The following is an 18,485-nucleotide window of genomic DNA, read 5'->3' on the forward strand; positions in this document are numbered from 1 at the left end:
GCCATGGCCGAGACCAAGCCCACCGTCATCGTCCGCCGGGTCAAGAAGGCCGGCCACGCCGCCCATCATGGCGGTTCGTGGAAGGTGGCCTATGCCGACTTCGTGACTGCGATGATGGCGTTCTTCCTGGTGCTGTGGCTGATGGCCACCACCAACAAGAACGACCGTGCTGCCATTTCCGAGTACTTCCGCAACCCGAGCCCGCTGAGCGGGCAGAACGCCACGCCGGCACCCGGCATGGCCGGCCCGGGCGGCGCCAGCACCTCGATGATCAAGCTGGGCGGTGCCACCGACGTTTCGCGTGGCAACAGCAACGATCCCTTCCAGAACCAGAAGGAAGCAGTACCGCAGCCGGTGGACCAGCAGCAGCGCGACAAGCAGCAGCTGGAACAGCTGATGAAGGAGCTGCAGGAAGCGATCAGCAGGAGCCAGGCGCTGGAACCGTTCAAGGACCAGCTGCTGCTGGACCTGACCCCGGAGGGCCTGCGCATCCAGATCGTGGACAAGCAGAACCGGCCGATGTTCGACCTTGGCAGCGCCACGCTGAAGCCGTACACGCAGCAGATCCTGCACGAGCTGGCCGAGTACCTGAACCATGTGCCGAACCGAATCAGCCTGACCGGTCACACCGACATCACCGCCTATTCCGCCGCTCGCGGCTATGGCAACTGGGAACTGAGCGCCGACCGTGCAAATGCCGCACGCCGCGCGCTGATCGATGGTGGCCTGGACGACAGCAAGATCACCCGCGTGGTCGGCCTGTCTTCGTCGGTGCTGTTCGACAAGGTCGACCCGCAGAACCCGATCAACCGCCGCATCAGCATCGTGGTGATGACCCAGGCCGCCGAAGCGGCCGCCCTGGCCGGTGCCGGGCCACAGGTGGGGCTGTCGGCGCCGACCGCCGACCCGGACGTGCAGGCCGCGCAGGGTGAGGCGCACTGAACCGGGGTCAGATCCCTTTCCCCTGGAAAGGGATCTGACCCCACCTGCGTGCGGCCGCTACAATGGCGGTCTTTCCGTTTCCAGGTGATCCCCCCCATGTCCCAGAACTCCAAGGCCAAGCGCGACAAGCGCAAGAAGCAGCAGGCCAAGCGTCCGTTCCTGCGCCTGAACGCCCAGCAGCAGGTGCAGAACCATGCCGTGCTGACCAACGAAGACGGCCAGGTGGTCGCGGCCATCGGCCTGCAGGGCCGTGAGTGGCTGCTGGCCATCGGCGGCCAGACCATGGGCAACGCCGAAAACCCGGTGCCGATGCTGGCCATGCTCAAGCACCTGTCCAACGTGCAGGAAAAGGAAGGCCGCAAGGTCAACCTGGAGTACTCCGAGCTGCTGCAGAAGCTGCTGGACACCCTGGCAGCCGAATCCGAGCAGACCGCTGACGAGTACCTGGACAAGCTGGTCGCCGAGTTCGAGACCGTGGAAGCCGAAGAAGGCGAAGAAGCCGCTGAGGCCGCCGAAGGCGAAGTGGTTGAAGCTGCTGCCGAGGCCACCCCGGCCGCTGACAGCGACAGCAAGCCGCAGGCCTGAACCGGCCGCGGCGGTGACGGTCTACGTCGATGACGCGGTGCATCCCTGGCGCGGACAGCGCTGGGCGCACCTGATGGCCGACACCCTGGCCGAGCTGCACGCGATGGCGGCGCAGCTCGGCATTCCACCGCGGGCCTTCCAGAACAAGGCCAGCGGTGCGCACTACGATGTCACTTCCGAGCTGCGCGCGCAGGCCATCGCGCTCGGTGCGCGGGCGATTTCCCGGCACGCCGACCGTGACCTGGTCAAAGCGGTGATTGCCAACGCCAGGGCGCAGTACCGGCCGTAGGCGCGCTGCCGTTTGCCTCCTGTAGAGCCGAGCCCATGCTCGGCTGCTCTACGCGGACTGCAGCCGAGCGCGGGCTCGGCTCTACATGCGCAGCGCTGCCGGCCCGTTCAGAACGGGTCGCTGCCCAGGCGGATTTCAACGTTCAGCAGCGAGCACAGCGCCAGCATCGCGTCGTCGTCGCGGGTCAGCGCCATCACGCCGGTGAAACCGTCGCTGCCGGCATCCACGCTCCACAGCGTGTAGTTGTGCTCGCGCAGGCGGTCGAAGGCGGTGGACATCAGCTGCACGCCGTCCAGGTCTTCGGCGAAATCCTCGTCGTCCAGGTCGCCACCCCAGTCCAGCTGCAGGTTGAAGCGCGCAGACAGCTCGTTCACCGCTGACTGCAGCGAATCCAGATCATCACGTTCCACCTCGAAACCGGACTGCCAGGCAATGGCCGTGAACAGGGCCGGCAGCCAGTCACTGTCCGCTTCCAACGGCTGCCCGTCCTCGGCCAAGTGCTCGCGCCAGCGGTTGAACTGCTGCAGGGCCAGCTCTTCGTCGCCCGGGTTGATCAGCACCAGCAGGTTCCAGACCCGGGCCTCGAAGCCGTCTTCGTCGAAGTCGTGGATGTCTTCCTCGAAGTCGAAATAGTCGCTGTTGTCGGGCATGGCGGAACTTCCTCTGGGGCAGGCCGGCATTCTACGGTTTATCCTGTGCCGCTGAAGCCGGCCTTGGTGGCCGTCACTGTGAATGAAGCGATGAGCGATACCCCTCCCGACCACCTGGCGATCAACCCGGCCAGCCCCTTCCATGATGCGCAGGCGCTGGAGCGCGGCGTCGGCGTGCGTTTCAACGACGTCGAGCGCGACAACGTCGAGGAATACTCGGTTAGCGAAGGCTGGATCCGCGTGCAGGCCGGCAAGGCCCGCGACCGCCGCGGCAACCCGATGACCATCAAGGTCAAAGGCAAGGTCGAGGCGTATTTCCTGGACACGAAGCCGGAGTAACCGGCTTTTGTAGAGTCGAGCCATGCTCGACTCTACATCCGGCGTCATTCGCGCTTGCGCGACTCCAGCAGGTCCAGGTTGCGGATCAGGCGCCGCGAGATCTCATCGGAGATCACCCCGCGCCGGGTCAACCGGAACAGCTCCTCGCGCTCGGCATTGAGGCCGGCGCTGCGCAGCTGGCGGTAGCCCATTTCCATGCGCCGCACCTTCTCCGGGTCCACGTCGGGCCCCTCGCTGTCGCGCTCCAGGTGGCGCTGGTACAGCAGGCTCACCCGCGACGCGGCGTCGTTGTACAGCTGCACGTTCTCGGTGTTCTGGTTCATCACCAGCTGCTGGCGCATGCGCTCGACCCCGGCCAGCGCCGCCTTCGACGACAGCCGGCGCGCCAGGTCTTCTTCCTTGCGCTCGCCCGAGTCGGCCGGCAGCTGCAGGCCCTTCAGCAGCTGTGGCAGGGCGATGCTGGCGCCCAGCAGCGAGAACAGGATCACCGACGCAGCCAGGAAGATCACCAGGTCACGTGCCGGGAACGCACTGCCATCAGGCAGGAACAGCGGCAGGGTCAGCACGCCGGCCAGGGTGATCGCACCGCGCACACCGGCCACCGAGGTCGCCACCACGATGCGCCAGTTCGGTGCCTCGCCCCGCTCCAGGCCGCGACGGCGCGCGCGCAGCAGGTTCCAGCGCAGCGACAGCCACACCCACAACAGGCGCAGCACGACCAGCGCCAGATTGATCACCACCACATACACCAGCAGCCACCACGCACTCTGGTGGCCGGTCTCGTTCATGGTGGTGGTGGCGCGTTCGACGATGCCTGGCAGCTGCTCGCCCAGCAGCACGAACATGATGCCGTTGAAGCTGAACTGCAGCATGTTCCAGACCCCGGCACGCTGCACGCGCATGCTGCCGGAGACGCGGCCGGTCAGCTCGACATAGCTCATCGCGATACCTGCGGCGACCGCGGCGAGGATGCCGGAGGCGTGGATCTCTTCGGCCAGCAGGTAGGCCGCGAACGGAATGAGCAGGTTGACCAGCATCGCCGCGCCCGGCTCTTCGCCGAAGCGGCGCCACAGCCAGCGCTGGAAGGTCGACACACCAAGGGTGACCGCCACGCCCACCGCAAGGCCGGCCACGGCCACCCACACGAAGGTCAGCGAGGCCGTGGCCAGCGAGAACGTGCCGGTCATCACCGCAGCCACCGCGAACCGGAAGCAGACCAGGCCCGATGCATCGTTGAGCAGCGACTCGCCTTCCAGGATGTGCATCAAGCGCTTGGGAATCGGCGCCTTGGAGGCGATCGCACCCACTGCCACAGGATCGGTCGGCGACACGATCGCCGCCAGCGCGAAGCACACCGCCAGCGGCATCACCGGAATCAGCCAGTGGATCAGGAAGCCTGCGCCGATGACGGTGAACACCACCAGGCCGAACGCCAGCTCGAGGATCGCGCCCTTGTCGCGGAACAGGCCCTGCTTGGGAATGCGCCAGCCATCCAGGAACAGCAGCGGCGGCAGGAACAGCAGGAAGAACACTTCCGGCTCCAGCGCGTGGCCGCGGTTGAACACCCCGGCGATCACCGCGCCCAGGCCGATCTGCACCAGCGGCAGCGGCAACGAGAACGGGAGGACGCGAACCAGGTAGCCGCTGGCGACAACGGCCACCAGCATCGCCAGGACGACTTCAATGGTATGCATGCTTCTTCCAGGAAGCGGCGCGCGGGGAGGCTCGAAGGCCAGCGCCGGAAACCCGGAAAAAACTACCACATGCGGCCACGACCGCGATGGCCGGGGCCGCCGCGCGTCAGCCCCGGCTCATGCCCCGTCGAAGCGGTACAGATCCATGGCGAGGAAGCCGGCATCGATGCCGGCGTCGATGCGGCGTGCACCGAAGCCGCCCTCGCCGGCCGCGCCCATCGCGAAGAACAGCGGCAGCAGGTGCTCGTCGGTCGGGTGCGCGCGCTCGGCGAACGGCGCCTGCCGGCGATAGTCGAACAGCGCCTGGCGGTCATCAGCGGCCAGGCGCTGCTCCACCCACTCGATGAAGGGGCGCACGTACGGCGCTTCCTTGCCGTCCTGGTAGTCGCCCCAGTCGTGCAGATTGTGGGTGATGCTGCCGGAGCCGACCAGCAGCACGCCCTGTTCGCGCAGCGGCGCCAGCGCGCGGCCCAGCGCGAACTGATGCTCGGGGCCGAGCAGCGGCTGGATCGACAGCGGCACCACGGGAATGTCGGCCTGCGGGCGCAGCAACCGCAGCGGCACCCACGCGCCATGGTCGAGGCCGCGCTGCGGGTCGAGCGCCACCGGCAGGCCGGCGGCGGCGATGCGGCCGGCCACTTCTTCGGCCAGCGCCGGATCGCCCGGCGCCGGGTACTGCAGTTCGAACAGCGCGCGCGGGAAGCCGCCGAAGTCATGGATCGTCGGCGGCTGCGGATGCGCGCCGACCAGCGGCTGCCGGCCCAGCCAGTGCGCCGAGGCCATCACGATGGCACGCGGCGTCGGCAGGTCGCGCGCCAGCTCGGCCAGGCGCACACCGACCTGGCCCGGATGCAGGGCAGTCATCGGCGAACCATGGGAGATGTACAGCGAAGGCAGGCGGGACATGGAATGCTCCAGTTGCAGGATCAGGCGGCGATCAGCGCGAACGCAGGGTCCACTTGCCATCGCCGACCAGGAACAGCACCACCAGCGCCAGTGCCCAGAACGCCGGGTATTCCCAGCCGCCGCCGGCATTGGCGAAACCGAAACCGTTGGCGCCGTGCACGGTGACGATGGTGCCCAGCAGCAGCGGTACGCCGACCAGGCCCACCCAGCGCGCATAGACGCCCAGCAGCAGCGCGACAGTGATCACCAGCTCGACGCCGATGGTGAGGTAGCCGAGCGCGCCGGGCAGGCCCAGCGACTCGAAGTACGCCGCCGTGCCGGCCGGGGTGAATACCAGCAGCTTGGTCAGCGCATGGGCCAGGAACAGCACGCCCAGGGCCAGGCGCAGCAGGGTGGCGCCATACGGCGCCAGCGGCGAAACAGGAGCGGTCGTGGTGTGCATGGCAAAGCACCTTGAAGGGAGTGGGCACAGGTTATTGCACCTTCACGGACTGATAAATACGATCGATTGACCGTATTTATTTCAAAAGGCGCAACAATGGATACCCTCGAGGCGATGCGCGTGTTCGTGGCGGTGGTCGAGCGCAATGGCTTCAGCGCCGCCGCCCAGGCTCTGGACATGTCCACTGCCGGCGTCACCCGCCAGGTCGCCGCGCTGGAAAAGCGCCTGTCCACCCGCCTGCTCCACCGCACCACGCGCCGGGTCAGCCCCACCAGTGCCGGCGCCGCCTACTACGCCCAATGCGTGCGCCTGTTGGCCGAATTCGACGCGCTGGAGGCCAGCATCGGTGCGCAGGCGCTGGAGCCCTCCGGCACGCTGCGCATCAACGCGCCGGTCAGCTGGGGCATCGCCCGCCTCGGCCCGCTGCTGGCCAGCTACCGCGAACGCTTCCCGCAGGTGGAACTGGACCTGGCCCTGTCCGACCGCCTGGTGGACATGGTCGAGGAAGGCTACGACGTGGCCATCCGCATCACCCGCGAGCCCAGCCCCACGCTGATCGCACGCCGCCTGGGCGAATCGCGGGTGAGCCTGTGCGCCGCGCCGGCCTACCTGGCCGCACGCGGCACCCCGCAGACCCCGCAGGACCTGCAGGCACACGCGTGCCTGGGCTACAGCTACTGGGCCGCCGGCAACAACTGGCCGCTGCAGGGGCCCGGCGGTGAGGTGAAGGTGGCGGTGAACAGCCTGCTGCACGCCAACAACGGCGACGTGCTGCGCGAAGCCGCGATTGCTGGCATGGGCGTGATCCTGCAGCCGGATTTCCTGCTGGAAGACGCGCTGGCCGATGGTCGCCTGGTGCGCATCCTGCCAGAGTGGGAGGCCTCGCCGATCGGCATCTTCGCGGTCTACACCAGCCGCAGCCACCTGGCACCGAAGGTGCGCAGTTTCATCGATCATCTGGTGGAGACCGGGGTATAGCCGAGTCTGGCGTTTGCCGGCCAACGGTCGGCACTACCGTCATGTTTCGGTCTGGTAGTGCCGGCCGCTGGCCGGCAAATACGAGATCCGCTCAGGCAGCGACTTCGTCCAGCGCATCGATGATCCGTTCCAGCGGTGCCGGCCGCCCCAGCAGGTAACCCTGCACCTGGTCGCAGCCGTGCGCGGCCAGCCAGTCCAGCTGCCCCGGCGTTTCCACGCCCTCGGCGATGATGGTCAGGCCCATGCTGTGGCCCAGCGACAACAGCGCGCGGCAGATCGAGGCATTGCGCGGATTGGTTTCCACGTCGGCGACGAAGCTGCGGTCGATCTTCAGGATGTCCAGCGGCAGGTGCTGCAGGTAGGACATGCTGGAATAGCCGGTGCCGAAATCATCCAGCGACACGCTGATGCCCTGCTCGTGCAGGCGCTGCATGGTCTGCATCGCCTGCGCCGGCTTGCGCATCAGGCTGCTCTCGGTCAGCTCCACGTGCAGGGCACCGCGGGCCAGGCCGAAGTCCTGCTGGGCACGGGTGAATTCGGCCACCAGGTCGCTGTTGAAGAACTGCACCGCCGATACATTGACCGCGATCGGCAGCTCGCCCCAACCGGCCTCGACCAGCCGGCGCTGCGCTTTCGCCGCCGCACGGATCACCCAGCGGCCCAGCGCGAGGATCAGCCCGGTCTCCTCGCACAGCTGGATGAACTCGTTGGGCGGGATGAAGCTGCCGTCGGCCTGCGGCCAGCGCAGCAGCGCCTCCAAGGCGGCCGGGGTGCCATCGCTGGCATGCCGGATCGGCTGGAAATAGAGCTGGAATTCGTTGTCGATGGCGGCATGGATGCGCCCGGCCAGGCGCAGCCGGTCGGCCAGCCGTGTGGTCACCGTCGCATCGAACCAGACCACCACGTTGCCCTCGGCGCGTGCCGCATGCGCGGCCTGCGCGGCCATGCCGATCACCTGCTCGGCACTGTGGCCGTCACCGGCAGTGCGCACGGCCACACCGATGCGCGGTTCGAACTGGTGCAGCGAATCCTTGCCACGCATCGGCGCCGACACGATCTGCAGCAGGTCGTCCAGCACGCGCGGGGTATCGTGCTCGGCCCCGATCGCGAACACGAAGTCTTCCGCCGGCTGGAATGCCAGCGTGCCGCAACGCGCGCCCAGTCCACCGAGCCGGGTCGCCATCGACTGCAGCACCGCATCGCCGATCTCACGGCCCAGCGTATCGGCCACCAGCTGCAGGCCACGCAACTGCACGAAGGCGATGGTGTAACTCTGTTCCTGCTCATCCAGCTGTTCGGTCAGGGCGCGCACGTTCAGCAGGCCAGTGGCCGGGTTGTGCCGTGCCCGATAGGCCAGGTCACGCTCGTAGGCCAGCCGTTCGCTGACATCCTCGGCCAGCACGAGGCACGCCGGCTGTCCGTCGAAATCGAGTTTGGACAGGTGTGCGCGCACCTCGAACACGCTGCCATCCTTGCGCCGGTGCAGGCGCACGGTCGCGTCCGGAGGATCGCCCACCTGTGCGCGCTGGATGGCACCACGCACTTCGTCCCAGCCTTCGCGCGGGCGGATGTCGAGGATGCTCATCGCCAGGAACTCGTCGCGGCTGTAGCCGTACTGGCGCACCGCAGCGTCGTTGACCTCGATGAAGCGCAGCGTATCCGGGTCGAACACCCAGAACGGTGCAGGATTGCGGTCGAACAGCAGCCGGAAGCGCCGTTCCACTTCGCTCACCTGCTCGCGCGCCTGGTAACGCTCGCTCAGGTCGGTCAGCGCGCCGATCATGCGCCGCTCGCTGTCGGCCACTTCCACCCGCTGCCCACGCGCGCCCACCCAGCGCACCTCGCCCCCGGGCAATACCAGGCGGAACACCTGGTCGAGCACGGCGCCGCCGGCGAATGCCTGGTCAAAGGCATGCTGCAGGCGCGCGGCATCGTCGCGGTGCACGCGTGCGAAGAAATCGGCCACCGGCAGCGCATCGGTCTGCACGCCAAAGATCTCGCGCGCCAGCGGCGACCAGCGCAGCAATGCGGCGTCCTCATCCACGTACCAGGTACAGACACGACCGACCTGGTGCGCAAGACGCAGCTCGGCGTGGCCTGTTTTCAGCTCCTCGGCCATCGCCTGCTGGCTGCGGGTGCTGCGCCGCACGGCGTACAGCAGCACCAGCAACACCGCGATGTAAGCCAGTACGATCGCCACCGACGCCTGCAGGTACGGCCACCACGGCGCCAGTACGTCTTCGTCGGCCAGGCCGACCTGCACCGCCAGCGGGCTGTGTTCCAGCGTGCTGATGGTCATGATGCGCGGTACGCCGTCGACCACACCCGGCACGCTGCCCAGCTCGACCACCGCCTGCGTGCCGAGCAGGTCACGGCGCGGCAGGCCGTAGCGGCGGCCCACCGTGCCGTGCGGATCAGGCACGCGGGCCAGCATGTAACCCTCGGCATCGCTGATCGAGACCAGTCCGTTGGGGCCGACATCGAGGCCGCCGACGATGCGCTGCAGTTCGCCACAGCGCAGCCGTGCCAGCAGCCAGCGTTCGCCGGCCATCGGCAGCGCCAGCGGCACCACCCAGCCGCCATCGCTGGCCCGCTGCGGCGGGCCGATGTACAGGGCGCTGCCCTGGCCACGACGCTGCGGGTCGGTCCACAGCGGCAGCTGCAGGTCGCCCTCGCCGGCCGTCAACGGTCGGCCATGGCGGTCGAGCACGGCGATGCTGTGCAGTTCGGCATGCCGGCCCAGCACCCCGCCGATGGAGGCATCCATCAAGGCCGGCGCCTGCGCCGGCACGCTGCGGAACAGCTCGGCGGCGTCGGCGGCGATGCCGGACATGGCCCGCTCCAGGTTGCGCAGTTCCAGCGCCAGCAGGCGCTCGCTGCCCACCGCCAGCGCCCGGCTCTGCCGCTGTGCCGCTTCCAGGCGGCGGTGGTAGTCATTGACCAGCATGAGGGTCAGGCCGGTTACCAGCAGCACGCCCAGCAGCACTCCGCCCCAGGTAATGGCGCGCAGCGGGCGGGCCAACGCGCGTTTCAGCGCGGGCATCGGCGGGTGTTCCTTGTGCAGTCGGCTGGCTTCATGCGCGAACGAATCCTCCACGTCCCCGACCTCAACGGCCGGCGGACGCCATTCTTGACGCCTGACCCCACCCCGCATGGCCACCTCCCCGTGCCCGCGCAGGGTTCCCGGGCCCAGCATGCACCACCCCGGTGACGGCGTGAAGATCGCTTCCGCGCGTTCAGCCAGATCCCGCACAGGGCAGGTGCCACAACGGGAGGGCCAGCTGGGGCGGAGCGGATTAGACTTGGGGTTTTCCGCTGCAAGAGAAGTCCATGTCCAAGCTGCGCCGTCCCACCCTGGCACTGGCCATTGTTGCCAGCCTGACCCTGGCCGCCTGCGACCGCCCGGCCGATCCGGCCGCTGGCAACGCCAAGCCCGCCGAAGCTGCGCCCGCTGCGGCCAAGCCGATGCTGGGCAGCTTCGGCTTCGATGCCAGCGGCATGGACCGCAGCATTGCCGCCGGTGATGACTTCTTCGGCTTCGCCAACGGCACCTGGGTGAAGAACACCGAGATCCCGGCCGACCGCTCGCGCTTCGGCAGCTTCAACGTCATTGCCGAGAAGACCCTGGCCGACACCCGCGCCATTCTTGAGGGCGCCGCCGGCAACACCCAGGCCAGCGGTGACGACAAGCTGATCGGCGACTACTACGCTGCTTACATGGACGAGGCCGGCATCGAGCAGCACGGCATTGCGCCGGTACAGCCGCAGCTGAAGGCGATCGACGCGATCGCCGACAAGGCCGGCCTGGCCCGTGCCCTGGGCGGCGACGTGCGTGCCGACGTCGACCTGCTCAATGCGACCAACTTCTACACCGACCGCCTGTTCGGCCTGTGGGTGTCGGTGGACCTGCTGCAGCCGGACCGCACCGCGCCGTACCTGGTGCAGGGCGGCCTGGGCATGCCCGACCGCGACTTCTACCTGGGCGGTGGCCGCATGGCCGAGCTGCGCAAGCAGTACCAGGCCTACATCGCACAGATGCTGCAGCTGGCCGGCGTCGCCGATCCGGCGGGCAAGGCACAGCGCATTCTCGCGCTGGAAACGAAGATCGCGCAGGCGCACGCCACCCAGGAAGAAACCAATGACGTGACCAAGGGTGCCAATCCGTGGACCCAGGCCGACTTCAATGCGAAGGCGCCGGGCATGGACTGGAGCGCCTTCCTCGACGCGGCCGCACTGGGCAAGCAGCAGGACTTCATCGTCTGGCAGCCCAAGGCCGTGGCCGGCCTGTCCAAGCTGGTCGCCACCGAGCCGCTGGATGCCTGGAAGGACTACCTGGCCTTCCACGCGCTGGACCGCGCCGCTGCCTACCTGCCGAAGAAGTTCGCCGATGCCCGCTTCGCCTTCCACGGCACCGCGCTGAGCGGCACGCCGCAGCAGAGCGACCGCTGGAAGCGTGCGGTGGACGACGCCAACCATGCCGTCGGCGAAGCGATCGGCAAGCGTTACGTCGAGAAGCACTTCGACGCCAGGACCAAGGAACGCGCGGACGAGATGGCGAAGAACATCATCGCCGCCTTCGCCAAGCGCATCGATGCGCTCGCGTGGATGTCGCCGCAGACCAAGGCCAGCGCCAAGGCCAAGGTGGCCGGCCTGACCGTGGGCATGGGCTACCCGGAAAAGTGGCGTGATTACACTGGCCTGGAGATCCGCCGTGATGACGCGCTGGGCAATGCGCAGCGCGCCGAACTGTTCGAGTACCAGCGCAACATCGCCAAGCTGGGCAAGGCAGTCGACCACAGCGAGTGGGCGATGCTGCCGCAGACCATCAACGCGATGAACGTGCCGCTGGAGAACCGCCTGGTGTTCCCGGCCGCGATCCTGCAGCCGCCGTTCTTCGACGGTGCCGCCGACGACGCGGTGAACTACGGTGCGATCGGCGCAGTGATCGGCCACGAGATCAGCCACGGCTTCGACAACGCCGGCGCGCTGTTCGACGAAACCGGCAAGCTGCACAACTGGTGGACCGCCGAGGACCTGAAGCAGTTCAACGCCGCCGGTGATGCGCTGGCCGCGCAGTTCAGCAGCTACGAGCCGTTCCCGGGCGTGCATGTGAACGGCAAGCTGACCCTGGGCGAGAACATCGCCGACGTGGCTGGCCTGGGTACCGCCTACGACGCCTACCAGCTGTCGCTGCAGGGCAAGCCGGGCCAGACCCTGGAGGGCTTCACCCCGGACCAGCGCTTCTTCCTCGGCTTCGCCCAGGCGTGGCGCAGCAAGAGCCGCGAACAGGCGCTGCGCAACTCGCTGCTGACCGATGTGCATGCACCGGGCCAGTTCCGCGCACTGACCGTGCGCAACATCGACGCCTGGTACCCGGCGTTCGAGGTGAAGGAAGGCCAGAAGCTGTACCTGGCGCCGGACAAGCGGGTCAAGGTGTGGTGATGTAACCGGAACGGGCGCCGCAAGGCGCCCGTTTCACTTGCGGGTAGCTGCCAACCTTGGTTGGCGCTTCCGCGGCACCGCGAAAAGCGTGCCAACCAAGGTTGGCACCTACCAGGCAACCGCGGGCCACTCGCGCAGGATCTCCACCGGCGCGCCCATGCGTGCACAGGCGCGGCTGGCGAGGCCGTCGGGCAGCGCACGGCGGAACAGCGGCGCCATACCCTGCATCAGCTTCGCAGACGCCGCAGCCTGGGCGCGCTGACGGCCACTGCGTTCCAGCATGCCCTCGGCCCAGTCCGGCAGCAGCGCCGCGCCCGCACCGAGGAACACCTCGCGCGACAGCCCCGGCACCGGTACCGGCAGGCGCACGCCGGACAGCACCTCCAGCACCTCGCGCGAGCGCTCATCCACACGCAGCTCCGGCTGACGTGCACAGAAGTACGCCGCCACTTCCGCTTCGCTGCGCGGCACATCCACCGCGCCCAGTGCCTCGGCCACGCAACGGTACTCGTCGTAATAGCGATCGGCGATGTGCGCCGGCACCTCGCGCCCGTAGCGTCGGAACCCCTGCAGGAAACCGAAGGCTTCGGTCACGTGCACCCACGTCAGCAACTGCGGATCGTCGGCGGCGTAGGGCTCGCCCTGCGCGGTCTGGCCGCGGATCTGCGCATGGATGCGGCGCACCCTGGCCACCAGCGCCTCCACCTCGCCGCTGGGCGCATAGCTGGTGCCGGCAACGAAGGCCGTGGTGCGGCGCAGCCGACCCACCAGGTCCTGGCGGAAATTGGAGTGGTCATAGACCCCGGCCAGCGCGCGTGGGTGCAGGGTCTGCAGCATCAGCGCGCACAGGCCACCGGCGAGCATCGAGGGAAATTCGGCGTGCAGCCGCCAGGTGACGCTGTCCGGGCCGAACCAGCCCGGATCGCCCTGCGGATGGTCGTAGTCGATACCACTCTGGCCGCGCGGGAAGGCGTCCAGTACCCAGCGTCGGATCGGCGCCGTGACGGGGCGGGAGAGTCGCTGCAGCAAAGCCGGCATCACAGGTCCAGGAGAGGCGGAAGAACAGTCGCGTCTTGCGCGGTTGGCTCCGATTCTCGGCGATCACGCCTCCGGCGGCGAGCCTCCCCGCTCAGCGACGGTTTCATGTGCGGTCGCAGCACGTTTCACCCTGCGACATCCTGTCGCAGGCCGTGACTGCGATGCTGCATCGCATCAATTTTCACTCCCACCGGTCAAACCCTTGCGCCGCTTGGCATTGCCCCCATTGCACGGCTCGCTGGAAGTGCTAGAACTGGATCCGCCACACCGTCCAATGCTGATCGACGCACGTTCCACAAGGAGCCAGCCATGATTGCCTTGTTCAAGGGTTTGGGAATTCTGCTTCGCGACAACGAGCTCTACAGCAGCCCGTTCGACAAACAGGTGGCGCACTGGCGCAACCTCAGCGAGCAGCAGATCCGCGATGAAGTGGCTGTGCTGGCCCAGGCCAAGTGCCAGTGGCTGATCGCCTCGATCGTCGGCTGGCAGGCGGCCTCGCTGCTGATCCTGGGCCTGATCGCCAACTACCTGTGGCGCGACGACTTCCATATCACCTTCACCCGCGTGGTAATCGTGTTCGGCTCGTGGGTGTCGATCCTGTTCGTGATCTGGTTCATGGCCAACATGTTCGATCAGCAGGCCGGCTTCGAGCGCTGGATGAAGGCGTTCAACAGCCGCGCCCGCATCAGCTCCAAAGCCGACAGCGTCGAGCACGTGGCCGAGGCGCTTGACCTGGCCGAGCACTATCCGGAAGTGCTGGACTACAAGCAGGCGGTCACCGCCAAACGCGAGCTGCGCCACGAGGACATCCGCATCATGACCGAGATCGGGCGCATGAAGCAGCACTCCGAACTGGTCGGCCGCCTGAACCATGTGGGCGAGAACGAGCACCACCACGACCTGACACTGCAGCCTGCCTACTGACCCTTCAGGGAAGCGGGGGGACCCACACTGCCACCGTGATCACTCACGGTGGCAGTGTTCTATCGGGTCCTGGCTGACGCACTGGTGGAAGCCGCTGGGCAGGTCACGCATCGCCTCGGTCTTCCCCACCGCCACGGCAAACCGGCGCAATGGTGGCGTCGCACACGCGGCGTCGGTACTGCACGCTGGGTCCAGCACCAGGTAGTGGCATTGGCCACTACTGCTGGCGATGCACTGGAACCGTGCCTCGCCGTCGACCACGCTGCCCTTGCTGTAAAGCGTGTCCACGCCATTGGCACGGGTGCGGGTGATCGAGGTATTGCTGGATTTCTCACAGCCGGCCAACGACAACGCAGCGATGCAGGCAAACAGGAACAGGCGCATGGTGCCTCCAGGATGCGGCTACATGCCGCGGAACAGGCTCATGAACGGTTGGCTGACCACCAGCGTCTCCGTGCGCCCACGCAGGCGCAGCACGCCGCGCCCGGTATCGTCGCGGCTGACCGCCGCCACCGCCTTCATGTTGACGATGGTCGAGCGATGGATCTGGCGGAAATGCTGCGGGTCGAGCACTTCCAGCAGTTCGCGCAGCGGCGTGCGCAACAGGCTCTCGCCGGCAGCGGTCACCACGGTGGTGTACTTGTTGTCGGCACGGAAGTAGGCCACGTCTTCCAGCATGATCAGCTGCGTCTCGCGGCCGTTGCTGGCGGTGATCCAGGCCAATGGCGGGCGCTCTGCCGCACCCTGCGATGGCCCCAGGCGCCGCAGCAGGCGCTCGAGTACGGCATCGTCCTGGCGCGTTGATGGCAGCCGCGACAGGATGCGTTCGCGGGTGGCCAGCAGGCGCTCGTCGCTGACCGGTTTCAGCAGGTAATCCATCGCGCCCTGCTCGAACGCGTCGATGGCGTACTGGTCGTAGGCGGTCACGAACACCACCTGGGTGCGCGGGCTCAGCTCGGACAGCGAACGGGCTACTTCAATGCCACTGATGCCGGGCATGCGAATGTCGAGGAAGGCGATGTCCGGCTGCTTCTCGGCCAGCTGCTCCAGTGCACTGGCGCCATCCTCGCACTCGGCCACCAGCTTCAGGTCCGGCCACAACCGGCCCAGCTGCTCGACCAGCGACTGCCGCAGCAGTTCCTCGTCTTCGGCAATGAGCGCCTCAAGCGGCATGGCTGCGCTCCTTGTTCGACTGCGGCAGGGTCATGGTTGCGGCCACGCCGCTGGGGAAGTTGGCGACGATCGCCACGCCGGCCTGCTCACCGCAGGTCAGGCGCAGGCGCTCGCGCAGGTTCTTCAGGCCGATGCCCGTACCGCTGGTGCCCTGGCCGAAGCCGAGGCCATCGTCGGCCACCGTCACCGTCACATGGTCATCGAAGCCACGCGCCAGGATCCAGATCGTGCCACCGCCGGGCTTGGGTTCCAGGCCATGCTTGATCGCGTTCTCCACCAGCGTCTGCAGCGCCATCGCCGGCAGCTGCACGCCGTGCAGCTCGTTCGGCACCTGCACCTCCACTCCCAGCCGTGCACCCATGCGGATACGCAGGATCTCCAGGTAGGCACGGGTGCGCTCCAGCTCTACGCCCAGCGTGGACAGCGATTCGTCCACCTGTGGCAACGAGCTGCGCAGGTACTGGATCAGGTGGCCCAGCATCTGGTCGGCACGTGCCGGGTCGGTGCGGGTCAGCACCTGCGCGTTGGCCAGCGTGTTGTAGAGGAAGTGCGGTTCCACCTGCGCATGCAGCAGGTTCAACCGGGCCACCGACAGTTCCTTTTCCACCTGGGTCTGCTCGGCCGCGGCCTGCTCGTCGCGGCGCTGGTCGGCCACGCGGCGGCTGATCGCGCGGGTGACCGCTTCGGCATTCTCGAAATTGCTGCCCTCATCCAGTGCCAGCAGGTCGGCCCACCAGCCGGCATCCGGTTCAAACAGCAGGGTGACGGTACTGGTGCCCTGCCCCGGCGTGACCGTCGCCAGCACGCTGTTGCGCTTGATCGCCAGCCGAGCCGGCAGATTCCAGCGCGACGGCTGGCGGCCGTTCCAGGCATCCACGCGGCGCACGTAGGCCCGTACCTGCAGGCTGCCGGCCGAACTTTCCACGTCTTCAACGCGCGGCAGTTCGGCGATGGCCGCTTCCACCACCGAGAATGCCTGGCCGGCATCCATCGGCAGTTCCACCTGGCGGCGCTGGCGGCCGGAGAGCGTGGTCGAATCCAGCCGGCCGGCGACCAGCCAGACGCGGCGTACATGGGTAATCGCGCTGCCCAGCGCGGAAATCATCAGGAACATCGCCAGCAGGCCGAAGATCCAGCCCGGGCCATCGTTCATGCCACTGAAGATGCCGCTCCAGACCATGCCGGCGACGAACAGCGCCGCAGCCCAGGCCAGCAGGTGACGAAGCAGGAGAGAGAGGCTGGCGAACACGGCGGCGCCTTGGAGGAAGGGGGTGAGCCGAGCATAGGGCGGCCCGCCGGGCAAACAAGCGGGCTGCGACGAAGGGCCGGAATCCGGGGATGGAAGCCGTTACTGAAACGCCGGACATGGCCCGGCGTTTCCGGGCGGGGGCAATGCCGGCCAGCGGCCGGCACTACCGAACGCCGTTATTTGCGCTGGTCGGCGCTGGCGTCACGCACGGCGCGGAACGACTCGTCCCTGCTCCAGTTCGGCCAGCTGCGCGAATTGGCCAGCTGGTTGCCCAGCGTGTACAGCACTTCCAGGTCGCGGGCGGCACCGGCGAACACCCAGTCCGGTTGCCATTCGTCGCCCTGCTGGTGGTAACGCTTGGCGGTGTAGTCCTCGGAGGCCTTCTTGCCCGCGGCCACGCCGCCATCCACCCAGTCCTGGCCGGCCGACCAGGACAGCGCCGGCACGCCACGCTTGGCGAACGGGAAGTGATCGGAGCGGAAGAACAGGCCGGCTTCCGGCTTCGGGTCCGGCGTGTAGCGGATGTCCCAGCCCTTGGCCACGTCCTTCAGCTGGTCCAGCAGCTCGAAGCGCGCGGCGCCGTAGATGCCGAAATCACGCGACGGCCCGAACGGTGCCATGCCATCCATGTTGATCACCGCCACGGTCTTTTCCAGCGGGTACAGCGGATGGGTGGCGTAGTACTCCGAACCCAGCAGGCCCTTTTCCTCGGCGGTGACCGCCAGGAACAGCACCGAGCGCTCGGGGCGCTTGCCCTTGGCGAAGCCGCGTGCCAGTTCGATCAGCGAGGCGGTACCGCTGGCGTTGTCCAGTGCGCCATTGAAGATCCGGTCGCCACGCGCGTCCGGCTCGCCCACGCCGATGTGGTCCCAGTGCGCGCTGTAGACGATGGTCTCGTCCGGGTGGCGGCTGCCTTCCAGGCGTGCGGCCACGTTGTGCGAGGTGATCACTTCGGTCTTCACCGCGTACTTCGCGTCCAGGCTGGCGCCGGTCAGCGGCACCGGGGTGAAGTCGCGCTGCTGCGCCTTCTTCTTCAGCGCTTCGAAGTCCTGCCCGGCAGAGCGGAACAGCTCCACGGCCAGGTCGCGCTGGATCCAGCCTTCCAGCAGCGGGTGGCTGTCGGCCGGGTTGTCACGCACCACGTCGAACATGGTGTTGGTGTTGGAGCCGGCCACGGTGGCCCAGCCGTACGACGCCGGTGCGGTCTCGTGCACGATCAGCACGCCCAGCGCGCCCTGGCGGGCACCTTCTTCGTACTTGTAGGTCCAACGGCCGTAGTAGGTCATGCCCTTGCCGTCGAAGTCGCCCTGGCCGGTCTCGAAGTCCGGGTCGTTGATCAGCACGACGGCGATCTTGCCCTTCAGGTCCACGCCCTTGAAGTCGTCCCAGTTGCGCTCCGGGGCCTTCACGCCGTAGCCGAGGAACACCAGCGGCGCCTTGCTGATATCGACGTTGCTGGCGCCGTTCATGGCGGCGCGCACGGCGATCTGCTTGCCCTGCTCCAGCGGCAGGGTCTTGCCGCCCTGGTGCAGCGCCAGCTGCGGTGCGCCGACGATGTCGCCCTTGCGCAGCGGCACGGCCTGGGTCCACAGGCGCTTGCCATCCTTGAGGTCACCGCCCGGCTGCAGGCCGGCATCGGCGAACTGCTTGCTGAGGAAGGCGATGGTCTTCTCTTCGCCGGCGGTGGCCGGGGAGCGGCCTTCGTAGGCGTCGGAGGCCAGTTCCTTGACGTCGGCGGAGATCCGCGCGCCGTCGAATTTCGGGGTGGCGGCCATCAGTGCGCTCGACACTGACAGGGCCAGCACGCCCAGTGCTACTCGCTTCATTGCTCTCT

At 67.8% G+C, this 18,485-nt stretch carries 17 protein-coding genes; 7 read left to right on the plus strand and 10 right to left on the minus strand.

What is annotated here, in order from left to right; genetic code table 11:
* Window positions 1–3: 3 nt before the first annotated feature.
* The 3 genes from motB (at window position 4) to AC5QAH_RS19560 (ending at window position 1,816) form a co-directional block, all read left to right on the plus strand.
* Window positions 4–942 (plus strand): flagellar motor protein MotB, encoded by a 939-nt coding sequence (gene motB / locus AC5QAH_RS19550; RefSeq protein WP_010484123.1) that lies wholly within the window; start codon window positions 4–6, stop codon window positions 940–942.
* Between the two features lie 96 nt (window positions 943–1,038).
* The gene (locus AC5QAH_RS19555; protein ID WP_010484124.1) at window positions 1,039–1,527 is read left to right on the plus strand and encodes a hypothetical protein; all 489 of its coding nucleotides are present in this window, start codon (window positions 1,039–1,041) and stop codon (window positions 1,525–1,527) included.
* A 13-nt stretch (window positions 1,528–1,540) separates the two neighbouring features.
* The gene (locus tag AC5QAH_RS19560; protein WP_010484125.1) at window positions 1,541–1,816 is read left to right on the plus strand and encodes a DUF4031 domain-containing protein; all 276 of its coding nucleotides are present in this window, start codon (window positions 1,541–1,543) and stop codon (window positions 1,814–1,816) included.
* A gap of 107 nt (window positions 1,817–1,923) precedes the next feature.
* Here the strand turns inward: AC5QAH_RS19560 and AC5QAH_RS19565 are convergent, their stop codons facing one another.
* On the minus strand, window positions 1,924–2,466 hold the full coding sequence (locus AC5QAH_RS19565; RefSeq protein WP_010484126.1) for a DUF6630 family protein: 543 nt from the start codon (window positions 2,464–2,466) through the stop codon (window positions 1,924–1,926).
* Window positions 2,467–2,556: 90 nt separating this feature from the next.
* Here AC5QAH_RS19565 and AC5QAH_RS19570 point away from each other — a divergent pair, with 90 nt between their 5' ends.
* A complete protein-coding gene (locus AC5QAH_RS19570) occupies window positions 2,557–2,805 on the plus strand; it encodes a DUF3297 family protein (protein WP_010484127.1) in 249 nt (82 codons plus the stop codon).
* Window positions 2,806–2,849: 44 nt separating this feature from the next.
* Here AC5QAH_RS19570 and AC5QAH_RS19575 read toward each other — a convergent pair whose 3' ends face one another.
* The 3 genes from AC5QAH_RS19575 to AC5QAH_RS19585 form a co-directional block, all read right to left on the minus strand.
* A complete protein-coding gene (locus tag AC5QAH_RS19575; RefSeq protein ID WP_010484128.1) occupies window positions 2,850–4,499 on the minus strand; it encodes a Na+/H+ antiporter in 1,650 nt (549 codons plus the stop codon).
* Between the two features lie 117 nt (window positions 4,500–4,616).
* Window positions 4,617–5,405, minus strand: coding sequence for a dioxygenase family protein (locus AC5QAH_RS19580; RefSeq protein WP_043398909.1), 789 nt, complete (start codon window positions 5,403–5,405; stop codon window positions 4,617–4,619).
* Between the two features lie 31 nt (window positions 5,406–5,436).
* Entirely contained in the window at window positions 5,437–5,847 is a 411-nt protein-coding gene (locus AC5QAH_RS19585) for a DoxX family protein (protein ID WP_049435172.1), read from the minus strand.
* A 96-nt stretch (window positions 5,848–5,943) separates the two neighbouring features.
* Between AC5QAH_RS19585 and AC5QAH_RS19590 the strand changes: the two genes are divergently transcribed.
* The gene (locus tag AC5QAH_RS19590) at window positions 5,944–6,825 is read left to right on the plus strand and encodes a LysR family transcriptional regulator (RefSeq protein ID WP_049454392.1); all 882 of its coding nucleotides are present in this window, start codon (window positions 5,944–5,946) and stop codon (window positions 6,823–6,825) included.
* A gap of 91 nt (window positions 6,826–6,916) precedes the next feature.
* Here the strand turns inward: AC5QAH_RS19590 and AC5QAH_RS19595 are convergent, their stop codons facing one another.
* The gene (locus AC5QAH_RS19595; RefSeq protein ID WP_049454551.1) at window positions 6,917–9,979 is read right to left on the minus strand and encodes a bifunctional diguanylate cyclase/phosphodiesterase; all 3,063 of its coding nucleotides are present in this window, start codon (window positions 9,977–9,979) and stop codon (window positions 6,917–6,919) included.
* Window positions 9,980–10,155: 176 nt separating this feature from the next.
* Here AC5QAH_RS19595 and AC5QAH_RS19600 point away from each other — a divergent pair, with 176 nt between their 5' ends.
* Window positions 10,156–12,267 (plus strand): M13 family metallopeptidase, encoded by a 2,112-nt coding sequence (locus AC5QAH_RS19600; protein ID WP_049454393.1) that lies wholly within the window; start codon window positions 10,156–10,158, stop codon window positions 12,265–12,267.
* A 108-nt stretch (window positions 12,268–12,375) separates the two neighbouring features.
* On the opposite strand, the gene AC5QAH_RS19605 is transcribed toward AC5QAH_RS19600, so the two are convergent.
* Complete coding sequence (locus tag AC5QAH_RS19605) at window positions 12,376–13,305, minus strand: oxygenase MpaB family protein (protein WP_019336401.1); 930 nt, start codon at window positions 13,303–13,305, stop codon at window positions 12,376–12,378.
* Window positions 13,306–13,614: 309 nt separating this feature from the next.
* On the opposite strand from AC5QAH_RS19605, the gene AC5QAH_RS19610 reads away from it, so the two are divergent.
* On the plus strand, window positions 13,615–14,229 hold the full coding sequence (locus AC5QAH_RS19610; protein WP_010484135.1) for a hypothetical protein: 615 nt from the start codon (window positions 13,615–13,617) through the stop codon (window positions 14,227–14,229).
* A 39-nt stretch (window positions 14,230–14,268) separates the two neighbouring features.
* On the opposite strand, the gene AC5QAH_RS19615 is transcribed toward AC5QAH_RS19610, so the two are convergent.
* From AC5QAH_RS19615 to AC5QAH_RS19630, 4 genes are all read right to left on the minus strand, one after another.
* Entirely contained in the window at window positions 14,269–14,613 is a 345-nt protein-coding gene (locus tag AC5QAH_RS19615) for a hypothetical protein (RefSeq protein WP_043398917.1), read from the minus strand.
* An 18-nt stretch (window positions 14,614–14,631) separates the two neighbouring features.
* A complete protein-coding gene (locus AC5QAH_RS19620) occupies window positions 14,632–15,402 on the minus strand; it encodes a LytR/AlgR family response regulator transcription factor (RefSeq protein ID WP_010484137.1) in 771 nt (256 codons plus the stop codon).
* On the minus strand, window positions 15,392–16,651 hold the full coding sequence (locus tag AC5QAH_RS19625) for a sensor histidine kinase (protein WP_043398922.1): 1,260 nt from the start codon (window positions 16,649–16,651) through the stop codon (window positions 15,392–15,394). The genes AC5QAH_RS19620 and AC5QAH_RS19625 overlap by 11 nt, the downstream gene beginning before the upstream one ends.
* A 176-nt stretch (window positions 16,652–16,827) precedes the next feature.
* Window positions 16,828–18,477 carry a M28 family peptidase gene (locus AC5QAH_RS19630; protein WP_049454395.1) on the minus strand — a complete coding sequence of 550 codons (1,650 nt, stop codon included), beginning with the start codon at window positions 18,475–18,477 and terminating at the stop codon, window positions 16,828–16,830.
* Between the last annotated feature and the right edge of the window lie 8 nt (window positions 18,478–18,485).

Source organism: Stenotrophomonas sp. YJH_SMC_43 (assembly GCF_059372535.1).

Bases quoted from the DNA above. Each gene is read 5' to 3' on its own strand.
- AC5QAH_RS19555 (WP_010484124.1), top strand. From the start codon at position 1,039: ATGTCCCAGAACTCCAAGGCCAAGCGCGACAAGCGCAAGAAGCAGCAG.
- AC5QAH_RS19590 (WP_049454392.1), top strand. From the start codon at position 5,944: ATGGATACCCTCGAGGCGATGCGCGTGTTCGTGGCGGTGGTCGAGCGC.
- AC5QAH_RS19605 (WP_019336401.1), bottom strand. From the start codon at position 13,305: ATGCCGGCTTTGCTGCAGCGACTCTCCCGCCCCGTCACGGCGCCGATC.
- AC5QAH_RS19585 (WP_049435172.1), bottom strand. From the start codon at position 5,847: ATGCACACCACGACCGCTCCTGTTTCGCCGCTGGCGCCGTATGGCGCC.
- AC5QAH_RS19610 (WP_010484135.1), top strand. From the start codon at position 13,615: ATGATTGCCTTGTTCAAGGGTTTGGGAATTCTGCTTCGCGACAACGAG.
- AC5QAH_RS19620 (WP_010484137.1), bottom strand. From the start codon at position 15,402: ATGCCGCTTGAGGCGCTCATTGCCGAAGACGAGGAACTGCTGCGGCAG.
- AC5QAH_RS19565 (WP_010484126.1), bottom strand. From the start codon at position 2,466: ATGCCCGACAACAGCGACTATTTCGACTTCGAGGAAGACATCCACGAC.
- AC5QAH_RS19575 (WP_010484128.1), bottom strand. From the start codon at position 4,499: ATGCATACCATTGAAGTCGTCCTGGCGATGCTGGTGGCCGTTGTCGCC.
- AC5QAH_RS19600 (WP_049454393.1), top strand. From the start codon at position 10,156: ATGTCCAAGCTGCGCCGTCCCACCCTGGCACTGGCCATTGTTGCCAGC.
- AC5QAH_RS19595 (WP_049454551.1), bottom strand. From the start codon at position 9,979: ATGCGGGGTGGGGTCAGGCGTCAAGAATGGCGTCCGCCGGCCGTTGAG.
- AC5QAH_RS19580 (WP_043398909.1), bottom strand. From the start codon at position 5,405: ATGTCCCGCCTGCCTTCGCTGTACATCTCCCATGGTTCGCCGATGACT.
- AC5QAH_RS19570 (WP_010484127.1), top strand. From the start codon at position 2,557: ATGAGCGATACCCCTCCCGACCACCTGGCGATCAACCCGGCCAGCCCC.
- AC5QAH_RS19615 (WP_043398917.1), bottom strand. From the start codon at position 14,613: ATGCGCCTGTTCCTGTTTGCCTGCATCGCTGCGTTGTCGTTGGCCGGC.
- motB (WP_010484123.1), top strand. From the start codon at position 4: ATGGCCGAGACCAAGCCCACCGTCATCGTCCGCCGGGTCAAGAAGGCC.
- AC5QAH_RS19630 (WP_049454395.1), bottom strand. From the start codon at position 18,477: ATGAAGCGAGTAGCACTGGGCGTGCTGGCCCTGTCAGTGTCGAGCGCA.